Annotated in this window: 19 protein-coding genes; 9 read left to right on the top strand and 10 right to left on the bottom strand. The window is 70.8% G+C overall.

Features of this window, described 5'->3' with window-relative positions:
* Positions 1 to 8: 8 nt before the first annotated feature.
* Entirely contained in the window at positions 9 to 956 is a 948-nt protein-coding gene (locus A3AG_RS0112840; RefSeq protein ID WP_018005789.1) for a LysR family transcriptional regulator, read from the bottom strand.
* 245 nt (positions 957 to 1201) lie between these two features.
* Between A3AG_RS0112840 and A3AG_RS0112835 the strand changes: the two genes are divergently transcribed.
* The 3 genes from A3AG_RS0112835 (at position 1202) to A3AG_RS0112825 (ending at position 2569) form a co-directional block, all read left to right on the top strand.
* Complete coding sequence (locus A3AG_RS0112835) at positions 1202 to 1627, top strand: VOC family protein (protein ID WP_018005788.1); 426 nt, start codon at positions 1202 to 1204, stop codon at positions 1625 to 1627.
* 83 nt (positions 1628 to 1710) lie between these two features.
* Complete coding sequence (locus A3AG_RS0112830; RefSeq protein ID WP_018005787.1) at positions 1711 to 1914, top strand: SlyX family protein; 204 nt, start codon at positions 1711 to 1713, stop codon at positions 1912 to 1914.
* Positions 1915 to 2011: 97 nt separating this feature from the next.
* The gene (locus tag A3AG_RS0112825; protein WP_018005786.1) at positions 2012 to 2569 is read left to right on the top strand and encodes a DUF1439 domain-containing protein; all 558 of its coding nucleotides are present in this window, start codon (positions 2012 to 2014) and stop codon (positions 2567 to 2569) included.
* A 47-nt stretch (positions 2570 to 2616) separates the two neighbouring features.
* Here A3AG_RS0112825 and A3AG_RS0112820 read toward each other — a convergent pair whose 3' ends face one another.
* The 3 genes from A3AG_RS0112820 to A3AG_RS0112810 form a co-directional block, all read right to left on the bottom strand.
* The gene (locus A3AG_RS0112820) at positions 2617 to 3507 is read right to left on the bottom strand and encodes a DMT family transporter (protein ID WP_018005785.1); all 891 of its coding nucleotides are present in this window, start codon (positions 3505 to 3507) and stop codon (positions 2617 to 2619) included.
* Between the two features lie 382 nt (positions 3508 to 3889).
* Entirely contained in the window at positions 3890 to 4753 is an 864-nt protein-coding gene (locus A3AG_RS0112815) for an NAD-dependent protein deacetylase (protein ID WP_026164150.1), read from the bottom strand.
* Positions 4754 to 4812: 59 nt separating this feature from the next.
* Positions 4813 to 5019, bottom strand: coding sequence for an oxidoreductase-like domain-containing protein (locus tag A3AG_RS0112810; protein ID WP_018005783.1), 207 nt, complete (start codon positions 5017 to 5019; stop codon positions 4813 to 4815).
* 253 nt (positions 5020 to 5272) lie between these two features.
* On the opposite strand from A3AG_RS0112810, the gene A3AG_RS0112800 reads away from it, so the two are divergent.
* The 4 genes from A3AG_RS0112800 to A3AG_RS0112785 all read left to right on the top strand — a co-directional run bounded on the left by A3AG_RS0112800 (position 5273) and on the right by A3AG_RS0112785 (position 9614).
* Positions 5273 to 7570 (top strand): patatin-like phospholipase family protein, encoded by a 2298-nt coding sequence (locus A3AG_RS0112800; RefSeq protein WP_018005781.1) that lies wholly within the window; start codon positions 5273 to 5275, stop codon positions 7568 to 7570.
* Positions 7571 to 7809: 239 nt separating this feature from the next.
* Positions 7810 to 8244 carry a YeeE/YedE family protein gene (locus tag A3AG_RS0112795; RefSeq protein ID WP_018005780.1) on the top strand — a complete coding sequence of 145 codons (435 nt, stop codon included), beginning with the start codon at positions 7810 to 7812 and terminating at the stop codon, positions 8242 to 8244.
* Between the two features lie 3 nt (positions 8245 to 8247).
* The gene (locus tag A3AG_RS0112790) at positions 8248 to 8673 is read left to right on the top strand and encodes a DUF6691 family protein (protein WP_018005779.1); all 426 of its coding nucleotides are present in this window, start codon (positions 8248 to 8250) and stop codon (positions 8671 to 8673) included.
* Positions 8674 to 8765: 92 nt separating this feature from the next.
* Positions 8766 to 9614: an IclR family transcriptional regulator domain-containing protein gene (locus tag A3AG_RS0112785; protein WP_018005778.1), complete on the top strand. Its 849-nt coding sequence runs from the start codon at positions 8766 to 8768 to the stop codon at positions 9612 to 9614.
* 25 nt (positions 9615 to 9639) lie between these two features.
* Here A3AG_RS0112785 and A3AG_RS0112780 read toward each other — a convergent pair whose 3' ends face one another.
* From A3AG_RS0112780 to A3AG_RS0112770, 3 genes are all read right to left on the bottom strand, one after another.
* Complete coding sequence (locus tag A3AG_RS0112780; RefSeq protein ID WP_018005777.1) at positions 9640 to 10815, bottom strand: NAD(P)/FAD-dependent oxidoreductase; 1176 nt, start codon at positions 10813 to 10815, stop codon at positions 9640 to 9642.
* An 86-nt stretch (positions 10816 to 10901) separates the two neighbouring features.
* Entirely contained in the window at positions 10902 to 11672 is a 771-nt protein-coding gene (locus A3AG_RS0112775) for a flagellar brake protein (RefSeq protein ID WP_026164149.1), read from the bottom strand.
* Positions 11673 to 11879: 207 nt separating this feature from the next.
* On the bottom strand, positions 11880 to 12761 hold the full coding sequence (locus A3AG_RS0112770) for a LysR family transcriptional regulator (RefSeq protein ID WP_018005775.1): 882 nt from the start codon (positions 12759 to 12761) through the stop codon (positions 11880 to 11882).
* A 134-nt stretch (positions 12762 to 12895) separates the two neighbouring features.
* Between A3AG_RS0112770 and A3AG_RS0112765 the strand changes: the two genes are divergently transcribed.
* On the top strand, positions 12896 to 13519 hold the full coding sequence (locus A3AG_RS0112765; protein ID WP_018005774.1) for a LysE family transporter: 624 nt from the start codon (positions 12896 to 12898) through the stop codon (positions 13517 to 13519).
* Here the strand turns inward: A3AG_RS0112765 and thpR are convergent.
* Genes thpR through A3AG_RS0112750 form a run of 3 tightly spaced genes read right to left on the bottom strand, consistent with a single transcriptional unit; the run spans position 13503 to position 16078 of the window.
* Positions 13503 to 14084, bottom strand: a complete 582-nt coding sequence (gene thpR / locus A3AG_RS0112760) for an RNA 2',3'-cyclic phosphodiesterase (protein WP_018005773.1) — start codon at positions 14082 to 14084, stop codon at positions 13503 to 13505. The genes A3AG_RS0112765 and thpR overlap by 17 nt on opposite strands.
* Before the next feature lie 15 nt (positions 14085 to 14099).
* Positions 14100 to 14600, bottom strand: a complete 501-nt coding sequence (locus tag A3AG_RS0112755; RefSeq protein WP_018005772.1) for a methylated-DNA--[protein]-cysteine S-methyltransferase — start codon at positions 14598 to 14600, stop codon at positions 14100 to 14102.
* Positions 14597 to 16078, bottom strand: coding sequence for an AlkA N-terminal domain-containing protein (locus A3AG_RS0112750; protein WP_018005771.1), 1482 nt, complete (start codon positions 16076 to 16078; stop codon positions 14597 to 14599). Before A3AG_RS0112750 ends, A3AG_RS0112755 begins: the two co-directional genes overlap by 4 nt.
* 119 nt (positions 16079 to 16197) lie before the next feature.
* Here A3AG_RS0112750 and A3AG_RS31630 point away from each other — a divergent pair, with 119 nt between their 5' ends.
* Positions 16198 to 19092 (top strand): M16 family metallopeptidase, encoded by a 2895-nt coding sequence (locus A3AG_RS31630; protein ID WP_181955795.1) that lies wholly within the window; start codon positions 16198 to 16200, stop codon positions 19090 to 19092.
* Positions 19093 to 19183: the final 91 nt, after the last annotated feature.

Here is a 19183-nt window from a genome sequence, read left to right as displayed (position 1 = left end):
AACGGAAACTACGGCGCCGTGGCGGCCACGGCGCCGCCTGCGCGCGTGGCCACCACGCGCGGGTCGTTGAGCAGGAATTGCGCAAAGGCTTCGGCAAACGCGGGCAGCTTGCCGTCGGCCCGCACGATCAGGTTGAGCTCGCGCAGGGCCCACGGCTCAGCCAGCCGCACCCCCGCGACGCGCGCCTCGCGCAGCGCCTGTGCCGCCACGCTGCGCGGCACCAGCGCCACGCCCACGCCGGCCTCGGCCAGCGACAGCACCGCGTCGAAGCTGTGCGCATGCAGGCGCACGTTGGGACTCTTGCCGGCGCGTTGCGCCATCTCGCGCAGGAACAGGAAGTTGCTGCTGGTGCGGCTCATGCAGACAAAGTCGAACGCCAGCGCCGCGCCGAAGCGCACCTCCGGCTCGCGCGCCAGCGGGTGCTCCGACGCCATCACCAGGATCAGTTCGTCGCGCGCGTAGCGCACCGAGCGCACGCCGGCGGCGTCGTCGCCGGGGTGGAAATCGCCGGCCAGGATGCCGACATCGGCCTCGTGCGCCGCCACCGCGGCCAGGATCGCCTGGCTGGCGCGCTCCTCCAGGTCGATGTTCACGTCCGGATTGGCCAGCAGGAAGCGGCTCACGCTGGGAATGATGAAGCCGTTGAGCGAGCTGCTGTTGGCCAGCAGCCGGATATTGCCCTTCAGCCCGGCGGAGAAGCGCCCGACCTCGCCATGCATGCGCTCCACGCCCAGCAGCAGTTCGCGCACATGGACCAGCAGGGTTTCGCCGGCCGGCGTCAGTTCCATGCCGCGCGCCGTGCGCACGAACAACGGCGTGCCCATGGCGTGCTCGAGGTTCTTCAGCCGGTAGCTCGCCGCCGAGGCGGTGATGTGGGTGGCCGACGCGCCGCCCGACAGGCTTTGCGCAGCGGCAATGGCCTGGAACAGGCGCAGGTCGGTCAGTTCGTAACGCAAGGCAACTCCATTCGGGCCGCGGCAGTCGAAACGGTTGGCGCCTGGGAGCGCTCTCGCCGGCCATTCTAGTGCACCCCTGCCGGCGTTCCGGCAGCCGCCCCGCCGCGCCGCCCCGCGCATTTAATGTGGACGCCGTCCATTTTCTTTGCTAAGGTATTGTGGACGGCGTACACAAATCCTGTGCGCCATTGCCGAGATCCCGGCGGCCCTGCAGTCCCACAGGCCGCCCCTTCACAGGAGTTGTCATGCAAGTCCAGCCCTATCTGTTTTTCGAAGGCCGTTGCGATGAAGCGGTCGAGTTCTACAAGCAGACCCTTGGCGCCAAGGTCAACGCCCGCATGACGTTCGCCGACAACCCGGACGCCGGCAAGGGCGGCGAAGGCTGCCAGCCCGGCGCGGGCGCCCAGGACAAGGTCATGCACCTGGAATTCCAGGTCGGCGACAGCGTCATCCTGGCTTCCGACGGACAGTGCTCGAACCAGGTCGCCTTCCAGGGTTTCGGCCTGGCCATCACCTTCCCCGACAAGGCCGGGGTCGAGAAGGCCTTCAACGGCCTGAAGGAAGGCGGCCAGGTGCTGATGCCGCTGGACAAGACCTTCTTTGCCGAGCAGTTCGGCATGGTGGCCGACCGTTTCGGCATCATGTGGATGCTGCTGACCGCGCCCAAGTAAGCCCGGGAGCAGGTTTCCGGCCGGCGGCGCGCCCGCTGCGCGATGGGTTTACAATGCGCGCCGCCCGCCGGAGAAACCTAGCCATGGACGATCGCATCAACGAACTCGAAATCAAGCTCGCCTTCCAGGAAGACCTGCTCGATACCCTGAACAGCACCGTGGCGCGCCAGCAGCAGCAGATCGACCTGCTGCAGGAGCAGTTCCGCGCGCTTTACCAGCAGGTGCGCAGCGCCGCCACCACCGCGGCCGAAGCCGACCCCCTGCAGGAAATCCCGCCGCACTACTGAGCCGGCCCGGCCGATGTGACGGAACGCTGCCCCTGCCACGCGGTCTGACCGGCTGGTTCCATCAAGGCGGCGTCCCCTGGCGCGCCCCATCCTGCACATGCGCCTGAAACCTTCCCTGCTGCTTGCCGCCGCCTGCATCGCGGGCGGCGCCGCTCCCGCCCTGGCCGGCTACAACATCTGGACCGGCGAGTACTCCCTGACCCGCCAGGAACTGCAGACCGAACTCGACAAGCGCTTCCCCGCCACGCTGCGTTACGCCGAAGTCGTCAGCGTCCAGCTCAGCCACCCGCGGCTGGTGCTGGATGAAGCCAGCAACCGCATCACCACCCACGTCGACGCCCGCCTGACCAACGCCCTGCTGCCCTCGCCCCCTGTCGACGGCAAGCTCGCCCTGAACAGCGGCGTTCGCTATGACGCTACCAGGCGCGCGGTGCTGCTCGACAACCCTACCGTACAGCAGGTCGAAGTCGCCGGCATGGGGCCCTATCGCGAACAGCTCAACGCCATCGGCGCGGTAGTCGCGCAGCAGCTGCTGAAGGATTACCCGATCTATACCTTCAAGCCGGAGGAGCTGCGCGTGGGCGGCAAGGAGGTGGAACCGGGGGCGATCACGGTGGGCAAGGATGAGGTGCGGGTGGAGGTGAAGCAGCGGTAGGCGCGCCTTGGGGGCCACGTCTCTCCACTGCCCCACCGGTCGCTTCCTCAGCCCTTGGTGCCGCGGAACACCAGCCCCAGCCCCGCCAGCACCGCCCCCATTCCCGCCAGCGCCAGCGGCGCCATGCGGTTGCCCAGCAGCAGGTAATCCAGCGCCGCGGTGCCTGCCGGCACCAGGTAGAACAGGCTGGTCACATTGACCAGGTTGCCGGCGTGGATCAGGCGGTAGAACAGCAACGTCGCGCCGATCGAAATCCCCAGCGCCAGCCACAGCAGCGGTGCGGCAAACGCCAGCGACGCTTCGAAGGCGAAGGGCTGGAACGGCAGGCACAACAGGCAGGCCGCCAGGCTTGCGCCGTACTGCAGCGGCAGCACTTCGGCGGGCGCGCGCGGGCTGCGCTTCTGCAGGATGGCGCCCAGCGTCATGCTGGCCAGCGAGGCCAGCGCGCACAGCACCCCTGCCGGCGACAGCCGGGCCAGCAGCAGGCTGTCGGCGACGACCATGGCCAGGCCGGCGAACGCCAGCGCCAGGCCGCCCAGGCGCGCGGCGCCGGCGCGGCGCTCGGTCAGCAGCAGCGTCAGCATCGGCTGCGCGCCCAGCACCGTGGCCAGCACGCCGGGCGTCATGCCGTGGTCCAGCGCCAGAAAATAAAACACGGCGTAGCCGCCGATCAGCAGCAGGCCCGCGCAGGCCGTGTGTAGCCGTTCACCGCGCGGCGGCAGCAGGCGCTTGCGCGCCAGGCCGAGCGCGCCGAGTACGGCGCAGACCAGGGCAAAGCGCAGCGTCAGCAGGGCAAATGGCGTGGCGTGGTCGAGCGCCAGCCGGGCGGCGATGGCGCCGCTGCTCCATAGCAGCACGAACAGCGGCGTGGCCCAGAGAGCGGTGGATGGGGTGCGCGCGGCGTCGAAGCGCGCCGCGCAGTCTTCGTGGTTGGTCATGGCTTGTCATCTGTCGTCAGCTTGGCGGGCTCCGGCAACGCGCATCGGCATGCGGCCACGGCACGGCGACAGCGCGCACGGGCGTGCGGCTGCCGTGCGCGCGAACACACGGAGGCGGGACTACCGGAGACGAGAAGGGCTGGGGCGCGTGCCCGTCAGCCGCGCGGCGGCGGCGGATGTGCGCCGCCGGAGAACGGCGGCGGCGGCGCGACAGATGTGAACGCAGGCTGGCGACGCGGGCACGGCAACGCGCGGCCCGGAGGCGCGGCGATGACGGGGCGTTGGCGGTCTGCGGTCATGGTGGAAATCGGAAGCCTTGATGAAAGACCGAGCGGCGTCGATCAAAGTGGTGTGGCGATGCTATGCCTGCACGGCGCTCGCGTCAACGGGATCCTGCAGTGTCCTGCGTCAGCCGCGACACCAGTGCCTGCAGCGCCGGCGCGCAGCCGGCCTCGACCTTCAGCGCCAGCATGGCGTCGGCACGCGTGGTGCCCAGGTTGAGCGCGGCCACCGGCTTGCCCATCTGGCCGGCCCAGACACAGAAGCGGTAGCCCGAATAGACCATCAGCGACGATCCCACCACCAGCATCGCATCCGCTTCGGCCAGCGCCGCGCGGGCGGCGTCGACACGCGTGCGCGGCACGGATTCGCCAAAGAAGACCACGTCGGGCTTGAGGATGCCGCCGCAATGGCTGCAATCGGGCACCTGGAACTGCGCGAACAGCGGCGATTCAAAATGCACGTCGCCATCGGCCGCGGGCGGGGCGATCACGTCGCGCAGCGCGGCGTTGCGGGACACCAGCCAGTCCTGCAGGGCGGCGCGGTCGTGGCTGGCGCCGCAGTCCAGGCAGATGGCGTTGGCGAGGCTGCCGTGCAGTTCGATCACGCCCTGGCTGCCGGCGCGCTGGTGCAGGCCGTCGACATTCTGCGTCACCAGCGCCGTCATGCGGCCCAGCGCGCCTAGCCGCGCCAGCGCATGGTGGGCATGGTTGGGCCGCGCCTGCCACGCCTGCGGCCAGCCGAGCATGCTGCGCGCCCAGTAGCGCTGGCGCCCGGCGTGCGAGCCGAGAAAGGCCTGCAGCGTGACAGGGGGCGAGCGCTGCCACTGGCCGCGCGCGTCGCGGTAGCCGGGAATGCCGGAATCGGTGCTGATGCCGGCGCCGGTCAGCACGAACAGGCGCGGGTGGCGCTGCACGAAATCGAACAGCGCCGCACCGGCTGCCGGGGAGGAATGCGATGGCTGCATCGTCAGGGTGCTCAGGTGGGTGCTCAGGTGGGTGCTCACGTGCGCGCTCAGGTGGGCACTCAGGCAGCCGGATCCTCGGCATGGCGCGCGGCCTGGCGCGCTTCCCATGCCCGCAGCGCTTCGCGGTAGCGGTCCATCTCCTGATAGTAGTAATCGAAGATGCAGGGATCGCAGCCGGAGCCGCAGCACTCGTTATCGGCGGGCCGCTCCGGCGGCTCCGGGCGGGGATCGTCGGGGGTAAGCGTGGAACCGGCGAGGGGGACCACGGGGGACACTTGAGACACTTGCAAATCGCGCGCGCGGCGCCATGGCAGACCAGCCCCCAGTATATTCCGGCGCGCGCGCCGCTGCCCCGCAGCCGGCTGCGCCCGATGCCGATCTGAACGCTTCCGAGCCGCGTGTTGAATTGTTTTGGCGGGCGGCCAGCACAGGGGCCTGCACGCCACGTTTTGCCGCAAGATAGCCGGACTTCCCTCGCCGGCAACTGGCCACGCAGCGTACTGCGACCCCGATCGAGCCATGAAGGCAGCCCCACACCAACGCCCGCGCCACGCCGGCACGAAGCGCCTGCTTGCCGCCATCGCGGTGGCTGCCGGCGCCGCGACGGCCGCGGAGCGCCCGCCACCCGGCCACGACGCCAGCGCGGCCGCGAGCCCCGCAGTGCCTGCCCATGCGCAGCCTGCCGCGGCGGGCCGCCCGCGCATCTGCCTGGTGCTGTCGGGCGGCGGCGCGCGCGGCGCCGCGCATATCGGCGTGCTCAAGGTGCTGGAGGCGATGCGCGTCCCGGTCGACTGCATTGCCGGCACCAGCATGGGCTCGCTGGTGGGCGGCGCCTACGCCACCGGCATGGGGCCCGCTGAAATGGAGCGGCTGGTCGGCGGCCTGAGCACCAACAAACTGTTCAAGGAACGGCCGCCGCGCCAGGACCTGGCCGTGCGGCGCAGGCAGGACGACTTCACCAACCTGATCACGCCGGAGATCGGCTTGCAGGCGAGCGGCGTGCTGCTGCCCAAGGGCGCGGTCTCGGGCGTGCAGCTGGAGACGGTGCTGCGCCAGCTGGCCAGGACTCCTGGCTTTCGCGACTTCGACCGCCTGCCGATCCCGTACCGCGCGGTGGCGACGGACCTGGTGGCGGGCACGCCGGTGGTGTTCAGCCAGGGCGAGCTGGCCAAGGTGATGCGCGCCAGCATGTCGGTGCCGGGCGCGGTGGCGCCGGCGGAATACGAGGGCCGGCTGCTGGTCGACGGCGGGCTGACCGACAACCTGCCGGTGGGCGTGGCGCGCAGCATGGGCGCTGATATCGTCATCGCCGTGAACCTCGGCACGCCGCTGATGAAGCGCGAGGCGCTGACCTCGGTCATCGGCGTGACCGGGCAGATGCTCAACATCCTGACCGAACAGAACGTGCGCGCGTCGCTGGCCTCGCTGCGGCCCACCGACGTGCTGATCGAGCCCGCGCTGGGCGATTTCTCCGCGACGGACTTCGACCACCTGTCGGCCACCATCCCGATCGGCGAGGCCGCCGCGCGCAAGGTGGCCGACCGGCTCGCGCCGCTGGCGCTGCCGCCGGCACAGTATGCCGAGCTGCGCGCGGCCCAGCAGGCGGTGCAGCCGCCCGACACCCGTCCCGTCGACGAGATCCGGCTGGCGCCGCTGCATCGCGTCAACCCCGACTATGCCACCGCGGTGATGCAGACCCGGCCGGGCGAGCCGATTGACCAGGCCGCGCTGGACCAGGACATGCGCCGCCTGTTCGGCACCGGCGACTTCGAGCACGTCAACTACGGCATCCTGGAAGAGCCCGGCAGGCGCGTGCTGACGGTCGATGCGGTGGAAAAATCGTGGGGTCCCGACTACCTGCGTTTCGGGCTGGGACTGAGCTCGGACTTCCGCGGCGACGCGTACTTCAACCTGGTCGGCAGTTACCGGCGCACCTGGCTCAATACGCTGGGCGCGGAATGGCGCACCGACGCGCAGGTGGGCCAGACCTCGGCGCTGTCCAGCGAGTTCTACCAGCCGCTGGACACGCGCCAGTTCTTCTTCATCGCGCCGCGCATCGAGCTCGAACGGCGCCCGGTCCATGTGTTCCAGGGCAGCACGCGCATCGCCACCTACGACGTGCGCCGCTTTGATCTCGCGCTCGACGTCGGCAGCCAGTTCACCAAGTACGGCGAGTTGCGGATCGGGGTCCAGACCGGCTCGGAGCATGCCACCCTGAGCACCGGCCCCGCGTCGCTGGCGCCGGGTCCGGGCAGCATCCGGCGCGGGGCCATCACCGGCCGGCTCTTCTTCGACCAACTCGACAGCGTCGACTTCCCGCGCTTCGGCTATGCGGGCGGGGTGCGGATCTATGCCTCGCAACCCGGGCTGGGCGCCGACCAGTCCTATGTCAAGGCGCAGGCCGACGGCATCTATGCCCATTCGTTCGGCGACCATACGCTCTCGCTCGCCTTCAAGGTCGGCGGCAATCCCGGCGGCAAGCCGCTGCCGCGCTACGACCTGTTCCAGTGGGGCGGCTTCCTGCAGCAATCCGGCTACGCCACCGGGCAGCTGATGGGCGGCAACCTGCAGTTTGCACGGCTGGTGTACTACAACAAGCTGGCGCGGCAGACCCTGCTGCAGGGTGTCTACGCCGGCTTTTCGCTGGAGGCGGGACGCGTGGGCGACGCCCTGGTACCCGGCAGCCCTACCGGGCTGCTCAAGTCGGGGTCGCTGTTCCTGGCGCTGGACAGCCCGCTCGGGCCGCTGTACCTGGCCTATGGGCGCGCGACGGCCGGCGTGTACAGCTTCTATCTGTTCCTCGGCAAGCCGTTCTGAACGCGAGGCAACAATGTGCGCCCGCCGTACCCCACCAAAGTTGTATGTAATGTCTTAATTCAAATGTCTATACTTTTTCCTGTCACCAAGACCCCCTCTTGAATGACACCTTCCCCGGTCGCCGCTTCCCCAGCGGCGACTTTTTTATGGGCCCGTGGCCGACGAGGTCGCGCCTATAATCCCTGCCTTGGGCTGCACTTGCGGCCGCCTCCGCGCCAGCTTCCGCGCGCACCTTTTTCATGCAGATCGACTTCCAGAATTTCACGCCGTGGCTTTCGCTCGCCGGCGGGCTTGTCATCGGCGTCGCGGCGGCGCTGATGATCCTCGGGCTGGGCCGCATTGCCGGCATCAGCGGCATCGTCGGCGGCTTGCTGCGGCTGCCGCATGGCGACACCGCATGGCGCGCCGCCTTTGTCATCGGGCTGCTGCTGTCGCCATGGCTGGCCACCGCGTTCGATGCCATGCCCGCGGCGCACATCGACGCGGGCTGGACCGAGGTGCTGGTGGCCGGGCTGCTGGTCGGCCTGGGCACGCGCTACGCCGGCGGCTGCACCAGCGGCCACGGCGTCTGCGGCCTGTCGCGCGGTTCGGTGCGTTCGCTGGCGGCCACCGTGACCTTCATGGCGGCCGGCTTCCTGACGGTGCTGGTGCAGCGCCACGTGCTGGGAGGCTGAGCCATGGGCACGCTGCTGGCACTGCTGGCCGGACTGGTGTTCGGCATCGGGCTGATCCTGTCGGGCATGGCCAACCCGGCCAAGGTGCTGGGCTTTCTCGACCTCGCGGGCGCCTGGGACCCGTCGCTCGCCTTCGTCATGGCGGGCGCGATCCTGGTCGGCGCGGCGGCTTTTGCGCTGGCGCGCCGGCGCCAGCGCGCGTGGCTGGGGCTGCCGATGCAGTGGCCGGCGCTGACAGCGGTCACGCCGCGCCTGCTGCTGGGCAGCGCTGCCTTCGGGGTGGGCTGGGGCCTGGCCGGCTTTTGCCCGGGCCCGGCGCTGGTTGCGCTGGGTGCCGGCTATGCCAAGGCGTGGGGCTTTGTCGCCGCGATGCTCGCGGGCATGGCGTTGTTCGAAGCGGCCGAAGCCCTGGCCACGCGCCGCGGATGACGCGGCGCAGCATGCAACCAGTGCTGGCCCGCAGCGCCGGAGCGGTTTACCATTGCGCGATTATCGAACGACCGTAGACGACCCAGCCTCCCATGGATGTCCTCCGCCCCATCGGTCTTGGCCATGCCCAGGCCGACACCGTCCGCGTTGCCCGGCCCCAGGCCGACCTGCTCGCCAGCTTTGCCGGCGATCCCAACTTCATGCTGTCGCTGGCGCGCGGGCTGACCGTGCTGGAAGCGTTCTCCGAGCGCAAGCGTCCGCTGACGATCTCGCAGGTGGCACAGCGCACCCAGCTCTCGCGCGCGTCGGTGCGGCGCTGCCTGTATACGCTTGAGCAGCTCGGCTATGTCAGCCAGCAGGACGGGCAGTTCGCGCTGCGCCCGCGCGTGCTGCACCTGGGGCACGCGTATTTCTCCTCGACCTCGCTGGTGTCGCTGGCGCAGCCGATCCTGGACAACCTGAGCGCGCGCATCCATGAGACCTGCACGCTGGCAATCCTGGACGGCACCGACATCCTGTACCTGGTGCGCTCCGAAGTGCAGCGCGTGCTGAACTATTCGCTCGGCATGGGCAGTCGCCTGCCCGCCTACTGCACCTCCAACGGCCGGCTGTTGCTGGCGCACCAGCCCGCCACCGTGCTCGACGGCTTCTTCGAGCATGCCGAGCTGCGCCCGCGCACGCTGCAGACCAAGGTCTCGCGGCAGGAACTGGAAGCCTGCTTCGCGCGCGCCCGCGAAGTGGACTATGTGATCGTCGATGAAGAGCTGGAGCCGGGCCTGCGCGCCATGGCCGTGCCGGTGCGCTCGGCCTCGGGCATCGTGCTGGCGGGGCTGAGCGTGAGCGTGCGCGCCGCGCGTGTCTCCGAAGCGGACATGATCACGCGGCTGCTGGCACCGATGCGCGAGGCCGCCGCGGCGATCGGCCGGATGATCGGCTCCTGATCCTGCCGCCAGCCCGCGGCCGGGCTTACCGGCCCGGCTGTGCGCGCAGCCGCGCGGGGCTGAGCATCTCCGCGGTCACGCCGTGGTCGGCGATATGCGCCGGCAGCGGCCGTCCCTGCGCCAGCGCGGCGCAGGCTTCGCCCATTGCCGCCGAGGTCTGGATGCCATAGCCGCCTTGCGCGGCCACCCAGAAGAATCCTTCCGTGTCCGGATCGAACCCGCCCACCAGGTCGCCGTCGGCGACGAACGAGCGCAGTCCGGCCCACGTCCGCGCGGGGCGGCGGATCGTCAGCGTGGTAGCGGCCTCGATCTGGTGGATGCCCATGGCGATATCCAGCTCCTCGGGCTGCACGTCGTGCGGCGGCACCGGGTCGGCGTTGGCCGGCGAGCCGAGCAGCATGCCGGCATCGGGCTTGACGTACCAGGTCTCGTCGAAGCCGTAGAACATCGGCCAGCGCGAAACATCGATGCCATCGGGCGGGGCAAAGACAAAGGCCGAACGCCGGCACGGCTGCAGTCCCACCGGCGCCACCCCCGCGCGCGCCGCGACCACGTCGCACCACGCGCCCGCCGCGTTGACCAGCACCGGCGCGCGATAGATGTCGGCGCCGGCATGGACGTGCCACAGGCCGTCGCGCCGCTCGATCGCCCCGGCCTCGGCGCCGCAGGCGATCATGCCGCCGTGATGGCGCACGCCGCGCAGGTAGCCCTGGTGCAAGGCATGCACATCCATGTCGGCGGCATCGGGCTCCAGCACCGCGCCGAGCACCAGTTCTGGCCGCAGCACCGGCACCAGCGCGCATGCGCCGGCCCGGTCCAGCCGCTGCGCCCGTGCCCTCAACCCGGCCAGCACCTGCCAGTGCGCGTCGAGCTGGTCCTGTTCGCCCGGGCGCGCCAGCATCATGGCGCCGCGCGGCGACAGCACGGGATGGTCGGCAAACCCCACGGGCGGGGCATCGAGGAAGGCGCGGCTGGCCATGGTCAGGCCGCGCACCTGCGGCGTGCCGTAGCTTTCCAGGTAGAGCGCGGCCGACCGGCCGGTGGCGTGGTAGCCCGGCTGCGCCTCGCGCTCGAGCACGATCACGCTGCCCGCGCACGCCAGCCAGTACGCCACCGAGGCCCCGGCAATGCCGGCGCCGATGACGAGGTAGTCAGCCGAAAACTGCTTGCCGCCGGCCGGAGCCGGATCGCTGTGGACCATTGCCGTGCGCGTCCCGTGTCATGCGAACTGGCGGGCAATGTAGCGTAAACCGGCCTGGGAGCGCGCGCCGGGTCCGGGGCGGCGCCTCAGCCGCGGTGGGCCAGTTCGAGTGCGAACACCAGCCGCTGCAGGAAGTTCTCCCTGCGCCCGTCCGGATTGACGAAGGCGCAGCCGAAGTGGTGGATGGCGCTGTCGTCGTGGCCCACCAGCCAGTGGCCCACCACCTGCATGTCCACCTCCAGCTTGCCCAGCTCGCGGAAGTCCAGCCGGCACTTCGCCACCGTGGTGCCGACCGGCAGGTGATCGGCGGTGACGGTCTTGGAGCGCAGGCCCACGCCGGACAGCGACAGGTCGGCGATATCGAGGCCCAGCACGGTCTTGTCCGGCATCGGCATCTCGCAGCGGTAGCCCTTGGTCACCAGCGTGCGTGCGCGGAAATGGCGGCGGCGCTGGAAGTGATAGAGCTTTTCCGGAAACTCGACGACAAAGGCGGGACCGTCTTCATAGCGCGTGGCCGCCGGCTGGCCCACCACGAAATTGACCGGCACGCCGCGCAGCAGTCCGGAGAATGCGTTCTCGTCGGAAGTCATCAGGGACATCCGTTCGGGCTCGGCGTTGCACCAGTCGAACACGAAGGTGCGGTTGACCGGGTCGACATGCAGGATCGAGGTGACGAACTGGTGCGCGGTGCGGGTGCGCACGCTCAGCATGCACTTCTGCCACGCCAGGTCGCGCAGCACCGTGCCGATCTGCGAGTTGTGGGTCAGGCGATAGCGGTCGTCCGCCGGATCGCCTTCGGCGTCGGCTTCGGGACCGGCGCCAGGATCGGCTGGCCCGGGGGCGTCGTGCTGGTTCATAGGTTCACGCAACTTCTGGAGGGACTGGAAGCGACCATTCACTGGACCGCCGCGGACCAGCCAAGCCCGTCGGCGGCACCGGCCTGCCGGCCGCGCGCCGCATGTTAAGCGCCTGCACCATAGCCCGGCAAGGCCGATGATCTCACTTCGGCAAATCTGTGGCAGAACTTGAGGACAGACTTCCGGGGGGTAGCGCCGGCGTGGCTTTCAGGCCTGCGGCGGCGGCGCGAGCGTGGCCTGCGCGCATTCGCGCAGCCATGCCAGCAGCGCCAGCCGGCGCGTGTCGTGCTCGAACGGCGCGGGCGACAGCAGGTGGTAGGCCGAGCCGTCGGCCGCAAAGCCGAACGGCGCGGCCAGCCGGCCGTCGGCGATCTCGTCGGCAGCCATCAACTGCGAAGCCATGGCCCAGCCCAGGCCCGCCGCCGCGGCCTGCAGGCTCAGATAGAAATGCTCGTACCAGGCGTCGCCTTCCAGGCGCAGGCGGCCCGCGTCATGGGAGCACGCCGCCTGCCAGCGCTGCCAGGCTTCGGGCCGCGTGCGCGTATGCAACCGCACCGGCGCCACCGCTGCGCCCCCGGCCGACCGGGGCCGGCACACCGGGCCCACGCGTTCCTGCACCACCTCGCGCGCATGCCAGCGCGCATCGAAGGCGAAGTCGTTGCGCCGCAGTGCCAGGTCAGCGCCGCTGCGCGCAAAGTCGATCGGCCCGCCCGCCGCCATCAGGTGCAGCGGAATATCCGGATGGCGCGCGGCAAAGCCCGGCAGCCGCGGAATCAGCCAGCGCATGGCGATGGTCGGCTCGCACGACAGCACCAGCGCCCGGCCCGGCGGCTGCGTGCGGATGCGCGCGGCCGCGGCGGCCAGCCCCTGCATTGACTGCGTCGCCGCGGCAAACAGCGAGCGCCCCGCCTCGGTCAGGAAAACCCCGCGGTTGCGCCGCTCGAACAGCGCCACGCCGAGCGTGTCCTCCAGCTGGCGGATCTGCCGGCTGATCGCGCCATGGGTCAGGTGCAGCTCCTCCGCCGCGCGGGCAAAGCTCTCATGGCGCGCCGCGGCCTCGAAGAATCGGATCCATCCCAGCCAGTGCATCGGTCAGTTTTTCTCACGGAATTGCGCGAGTATATATCGGTTGTAGGGGCACCTTGCCGCACGCAGAATTGGGTACGCTTTGATTCCTCACGAGTGAGGATCGGCCAGAAAACTCAACATATCCTTGACGCAACATGCCCCCTCTCGCCGAATCCCTGGCGGTCGCCACGGTGACCGTGCTGGCCGTGATCAGTCCCGGCCCCGACTTCGCCATGGTCACCCGCAACAGCTACCTGTACGGCCGCCGCGCCGGCCTGCTCAGTGCGCTCGGCATCGCCCTGGGCGTGCAGGTGCATGTGCTCTATACGATGTTCGGGGTATCGCTGCTGATGGCGCACGCGCATGGCGTGCTGACGGTGGTGAAAGCGCTGGGCGCCGTCTATCTGTTCTGGATCGGCCTGCAGACGCTGCGCAAGCGCGACGCGTTGACGGTAGACCTGCACGGCGGCCGCGCACTGGCCCCGCTGGCGGCGCTGCGCATGGGTTTCCTGACCAATGCGTTGAACCCCAAGACCACGCTGTTCGTCGTCAGCACCTACACGCAGGTGGTGGACGCCCACACCCCGGCACCGCTGCAGTGGGCCTATGGCGGATTCATGTCGGTGGCGCACCTGGCGTGGTTCGGCGTGGTGGCGTGGGTATTCACCGCGCCGGCGCTGCGCGCGGCCATGCTGCGGCGTCAGCGCCTGCTGGACCGTGCCATCGGCTCGGCCTTGTGCGGACTGGGCGTGGCGCTGGGCTTCAGCAACCTGGCGTAGGATCCGGCGGCGCCAGCGCCCAGTCCTGGCGCAGCAGGTGTTGCGGGCCCTGCGGACCCAGCCGGCTTTCGAACAACACCAGCCGCGCGACGCGCCACGGCGCGCTGGCCAGCGTGCGGTGCGCATCGAGCCAGGCGCGCAGCACGCTCTCGGGCACGGTCGGCTTGCAGCGGGCCAAGGTCAGGTGAGGATGGAAGCGCCGCCGCTCCGGCGGGAAGCCGGCGGCCTGCGCCAGGGCCAGCCCCACCTCGGCGTGCAGGGCGCGCAGCGCGTCCAGGCCCGCACCGGGCGCAAGGCCGGCCCACAGCACCGAGCCCGGGCCGCTGCGGAAGCGCCCGGTGCCGTAGGCCCGCAGCGTGAACGCAGGGGTACGCAGCGCCCCGAGCGCGGCGCCAAGCTTGTCGGCAGCCTGTGCCGCCTCGCCCAGGCCTTCGCCGAGGAAGTGCAGGGTCAGGTGGACCTGCGCGGGGCTCGCGGCGCGCACGCCGGGCGCGGCAGGCAGCGTCGACAGCAGCCCTGCCGCCTGTGCCGGCGGCACCTCCACCGCGATGAACAGGCGTGCCATCGCTACGCGGCCGCCTCAGCCCGTCATGGCGGCGATGCCCTCGCGCCGCAGCAGCGCCCGCTTGCGCTCGATGCCGCCGGCATATCCGGTCAGCGCACCTGCGCTGCCCAGCACGCGATGGCAGGGCACGATCACTGACAGCGGGTTGCGGCCGACCGCGCCGCCGACCGCGCGCGCATGCGTCGGCGGCAGGCCGAGCGTGCGCGCCAGTTCGCCGTACGAGGCGGTGGTGCCGCACGGGATCTCCAGCAGCGCCTGCCACACGCGCTGCTGGAACGGGCTGCCGGCAAAGCGCACCGGCACGCTGAAGGTGTCGCGGCGGCCGGCGAAATACTCGGCCAGCTCGGCGGCGGCACGGTCCAGCACCGCGGCGTCGGCCGCGGGCACGTCGCGGCTGTCGGCAACGCCGGCGGGATGGTACTTCTGCCCCGCGAAGAAGACGCCGGTCAGGTGCCCGTCGCGCGCACGCAGCAGCACGGTGCCCAGCGGGCTGTCGATATGGCGATAGCTGGTCATGGGATGGTCTCCGCTTGCGCCGCAGCCGGCGGCGTGTCCTTCATCGCTTCGTAGCGATGCCACAGGTGAATCGCGGCGTAGGCCCGCCACGGCGCCCATTGCGCGGTGCGTTCGTGCATCGCGCGCACGGTGCTGACGCCCAGCACCTTGCGCAGCGCATAATCGGTGCCGGGGAAGGCATCGGGCCAGCCCAGCGCGCGCATGGCGACATACTGCGCGGTCCAGTCGCCGATGCCGTCGATCTCGCGCAGCGCCGCCACCGCCTGCTCCGGCGCCGCATGGGGGTCGAGCACCAGCGTGCCATCGGCGACGCGGCGGCACAGGGCCTGCAGCGTGCGTGCCTTGCCCGGGGACACCCCGGCCTCGCGCAGCGCAGGCTCCGGCAATGCCGCCAGCGCGGCGGCGTTCGGGAAGGTGTAACGCAGGCCATCCGGCGGGGCGCCGTCCAGCGCCTGTCCCGCGCGCTGTGCCAGCGCGGCCAGGATGCGCCGCGCCTGCACCACCGAAATCACCTGCCCCACCACAGCCCGCACCGCGATCTCGAAGCCGTCGACGCAACCCGGCAGGCGCACACCAGGCATGGCTTCGGCCAGTTCGCCCAAGTGCCGGTCCACCACGTCGGGACGGCAGCCCAGGTCGCACAGCCGCCGCACCTTGCCCAGCGCTTGCGGAATCGCACGCGCGAGCGATGCCGACAGCGTTACGCGCAGCACCAGCCGGCGCGGCACATGTTCGATGCGCACCCAGCCGAGGTGGCTGCTGCCGCCGGCGTCCACCCGCAGCGTACGCAGGTAGGCGCCGTCGCGGATGGCCTCGATGCCGTCGACCGCGCGCGTGGCGAGGAAGCGCAGCCAAGCTTCCCAGGCGAACGGCGGGCGGTAGCCGAGCTCGAACACCAGCCGGTCGGCCACGCCGTCGGCGGCACGCCGGCGCAGCGCCAGCGGCGTCAGGCCGTAGCGGGTCTTCAGCACATCGTTGAAGCGGCGCACGCTGCCAAAGCCCGCCGCCAGCGCCACTTCCGTCACCGGCAGCGCGGTATCGGCCAGCAGCCGCTTGGCCAGCAGCAGCCGCTGGGTCTGCGCGTACTCCAGCACCGACACGCCGAACTGCGCGTCGAACAGCCGCCGCAGGTGGCGCTCGGTCACGCCGATGCGCGCCGCCAGCGCGGCCACGCTGCCGTCGGCCATGAAGCCTTCGTCGATCAGCGTCGCGGCGGCCTGCGCCAGGCGGCCGGAAATATCGGCCAGGCCGTGCCCCGGCGCCAGTTCCGGGCGGCAGCGCAGGCATGGGCGGAAGCCATGCTTTTCCGCCGCCGCGGCGCTTTCATAGAACGAGCAGTTCTCGCGCTTGGGGGTGCGTACCGCGCACACGGGCCGGCAGTACACGCCGGTCGACGACACGCCCACGAAGAAGCGGCCGTCGAAGCGGCGGTCGTGCGAGGCCACGGCCTTGTAGCAGGTATCGGGATCCAGGTTCATGACGGCATGCTACCGCCGGATGGCGCCGCGCACGCGCTGGATTCGGACATTTCCCTCTGGCGCGCGCGGATGGGTTGGGGCACAGTTGCCCTGCTCTTATCCTTGCCATCGGAGAATCCATGCGCCGCACCGCCCTGCACCTGTCACTGCTTGCCACGCTGGCCTGCCCGCCGGCACTGGCGCAGCCTTCGGCAGCGCCGGTGCCCGCGGTGCAGGCGATGCAGGTGGCGTCGGTCGAAGGCATTACCGAACACCGCCTGCCCAACGGCCTGCGCATCGTGCTGGCGCCGGATGCCGCCAAGGCCACCACCACCGTCAACATCACCTACCTGGTCGGCAGCCGCCACGAAAACTACGGCGAGACCGGCATGGCCCATTTGCTCGAGCACCTGCTGTTCAAGGGCACGCCGTCGCTGCCGGGCAAGGCCATCCCGGCCGAGTTCGCGCGGCGCGGCATGAGCGTGAACGGCACCACCGCGCAGGACCGCACCAACTACTTCGAGACCTTCACCGCCAGCGACGACAACCTCGACTGGGCGCTGCGCATGGAGGCCGACCGCATGGTCAACAGCGTGATCGCGCGCGCCGACCTCGACAGCGAGATGACGGTGGTGCGCAACGAGATGGAGATGGGCGAAAACAGTCCCGGGCGCATGCTGATGCAGCAGACCATGGCCGCCGCCTACCGCTGGCACAACTACGGCAAGGCCCCGATCGGTGCGCGCAGCGACGTGGAGAACGTCAGCCTCGACAACCTGCGCGCGTTCTACCGCCGCTATTACCAGCCCGACAACGCGGTGCTGGTGGTGGCGGGCAAGTTCGATCCCGCCGCCACGCTGGCGCGCATCCAACGCTATTTCGGGCCGATTCCGCGCCCGCAGCGCGTGCTGCCGCCGGAACCGACGGTCGAGCCCGCGCAGGAGGGCGCGCGCGAGCTGGTGGTGATGCGCCCGGGCGACACCCGCCTGGTGGCCGCGCAATACCATGTCAGCCCCGGCGCGCACCCCGACACCACCGCGCTGTCGCTGCTGACCATCATCCTGGGCGACACCCCCGGCGGGCGGCTGTACAAGGCGCTGGTGGAGCGCGGCCAGGCCACGTCGATCGGCAGCGCGTTCTATGCGATGAAGGACCCCGGCGCGCTGCTGTTCATGGCGCAGGCGTCGAAGGACCAGCCGCTCGCGGCGGCGCGCGCCGGGCTGATCACGCAGATCGAGGGCTTTGCCGAGGCGCCCGTGACCGAGGCCGAGCTGGAGCGCGCGCGCGTGCGCATGCGCAACGCCTACGAGCAGTACATGAATGACCCCGGCGCACTGGGGATTGCGCTGTCCGAGGCCATCGCCAAGGGCGACTGGCGCCTGTTCTTCCTGGCGCGCGACCGCATCGAGACCACCACGCTGGCCGACGTGCAGCGCGTCGCGCTGAACTACTTCCAGGCCTCGAACCGGACCGTGGGGATCTTCTTGCCGGCCGAACAGCCGCAGCGCGCGCAGGTGCCCGCCGTGCCCGACATCGCGGCCATGGTCAAGGGCTACCAGGGCCGGCCGGCGTTGCCAGCGGTGGCGGCATTCGATCCCAGTCCCGCCAACATCGAAGCCCATACCACGCGCCAGACGCTCGCCAACGGCATGCAGCTGGCGCTGCTGCCCAAGCCCGCGCGCGGGGAAGTGGTGCACGGCGTGCTGGTGCTGCGCATGGGCGACGCGCAAAGCCTGCAGGGGCTGACCACGGTCGGTACGCTGACCGCCGCGATGCTCCGCCGCGGCAGCGCCGGCATGGACCGCCAGCAAATCGCCGACCGCATCGAGGCGCTGCGCGCGCGCGTCGGCATCGCGGGCGGCCCGGAGCAGGTGACGGTCAGTTTCGAGACGCGCCGCGCGCACCTGCCGGAGCTGCTGGCGCTGTTGCGCGACCTGTTGCGCGCGCCGACCTTCCCCGAAGGCGAGTTCGAGACCCTGCGCCAGATCAGCATCGCGGAGCTCGAAAGCGTGCAGCGCGAACCCGGCGTGCTGGCCGCCAATGCGCTGGGCCGGCACGGCGACCCTTACCCCGCGGGCGACCCGCGCCATGCGCGCACCATCGCCGAGAATATTGCCGACCTGCGCGCGGCCACGCTGGCGCAGGTGCGCGACTTCCATGCGCGCTTCTACGGCACGGGGCATGCGCAGCTGAGCCTGGTTGGCGATTTCGATGGCGCGGCTGCCGCGGCGCAGGCGGCCGCGTTGTTTGGCGACTGGACCGCGCCGCAGCCGTATGCGCGCGTCGACCGTCCGTTCGTGCCGATCCCGCCCGCCGAGTTCACGCTGGCCACGCCCGGCAAGGCCAACGCCGTGTATCTGGCCACCGCGCCGATCGACCTGACCAACGATGCGCCCGACTATGCGCTGATGATGATTGCCAACCGCGTGCTGGGCGGCGCCAGCCTGCGCAGCCGCCTGGCCGACCGGCTGCGCCAGCGCGAAGGCATGAGCTATGGCGCCAGCAGCTGGGTGCAGGTGGGCGCGCTCGACCGCGCCGGCCGCTTCGGCGTGCGCGCGCAATATGCGCCGCAGAGCCTGGCGCGGGTGCAGCGCGCCGTCAGCGAGGAACTGGAGCGGCTGGTGCGCGACGGCATTACCGCGCAGGAACTGGCCGAGGCCGTCAGCGGCCTGCTGCAGCAGGGCATGGTCAGCCGCAGCAACGACGCCGCGCTGGCCGGCGCGCTGGCCAGCCAGCTCTACCTGGGCCGCACCATGGCCTTTACCGCGGAACTCGAACAACGCCTGCGCGACGCCACCCCTGAGGCCGTCAACGCCGCCATCCGCCGCTACATGCGGCCCGGCACGCTGTCACGCGCCTATGCGGGCGACTTCGCCAGTGCGGCGGCGCCGGGCGGTGCAACCGGCCAGGCAGCGGGCACGCCCGCCGGCACTGCGACCGGCTCGGGCGCCGGCGGCAACGACGGCGGCGGCGGAACCGGCAACAACGGAACCGGCAACAACCAAGGCGGCGACACGCCACCCGCGCGCCTCTGACATGTGCCTGACATAGATCGGCAACCATACTCGCCGGGCGGTGGCGCCATCCGCGAGCGCGGGGCAACGCGGCGCCAGGCCCTTGCCCCGA

Source organism: Cupriavidus neocaledonicus (genome assembly GCF_000372525.1).
Taxonomy (GTDB): Bacteria; Pseudomonadota; Gammaproteobacteria; order Burkholderiales; family Burkholderiaceae; genus Cupriavidus; species Cupriavidus neocaledonicus.
This window is presented reverse-complemented; position numbering and strand designations above follow the sequence as displayed.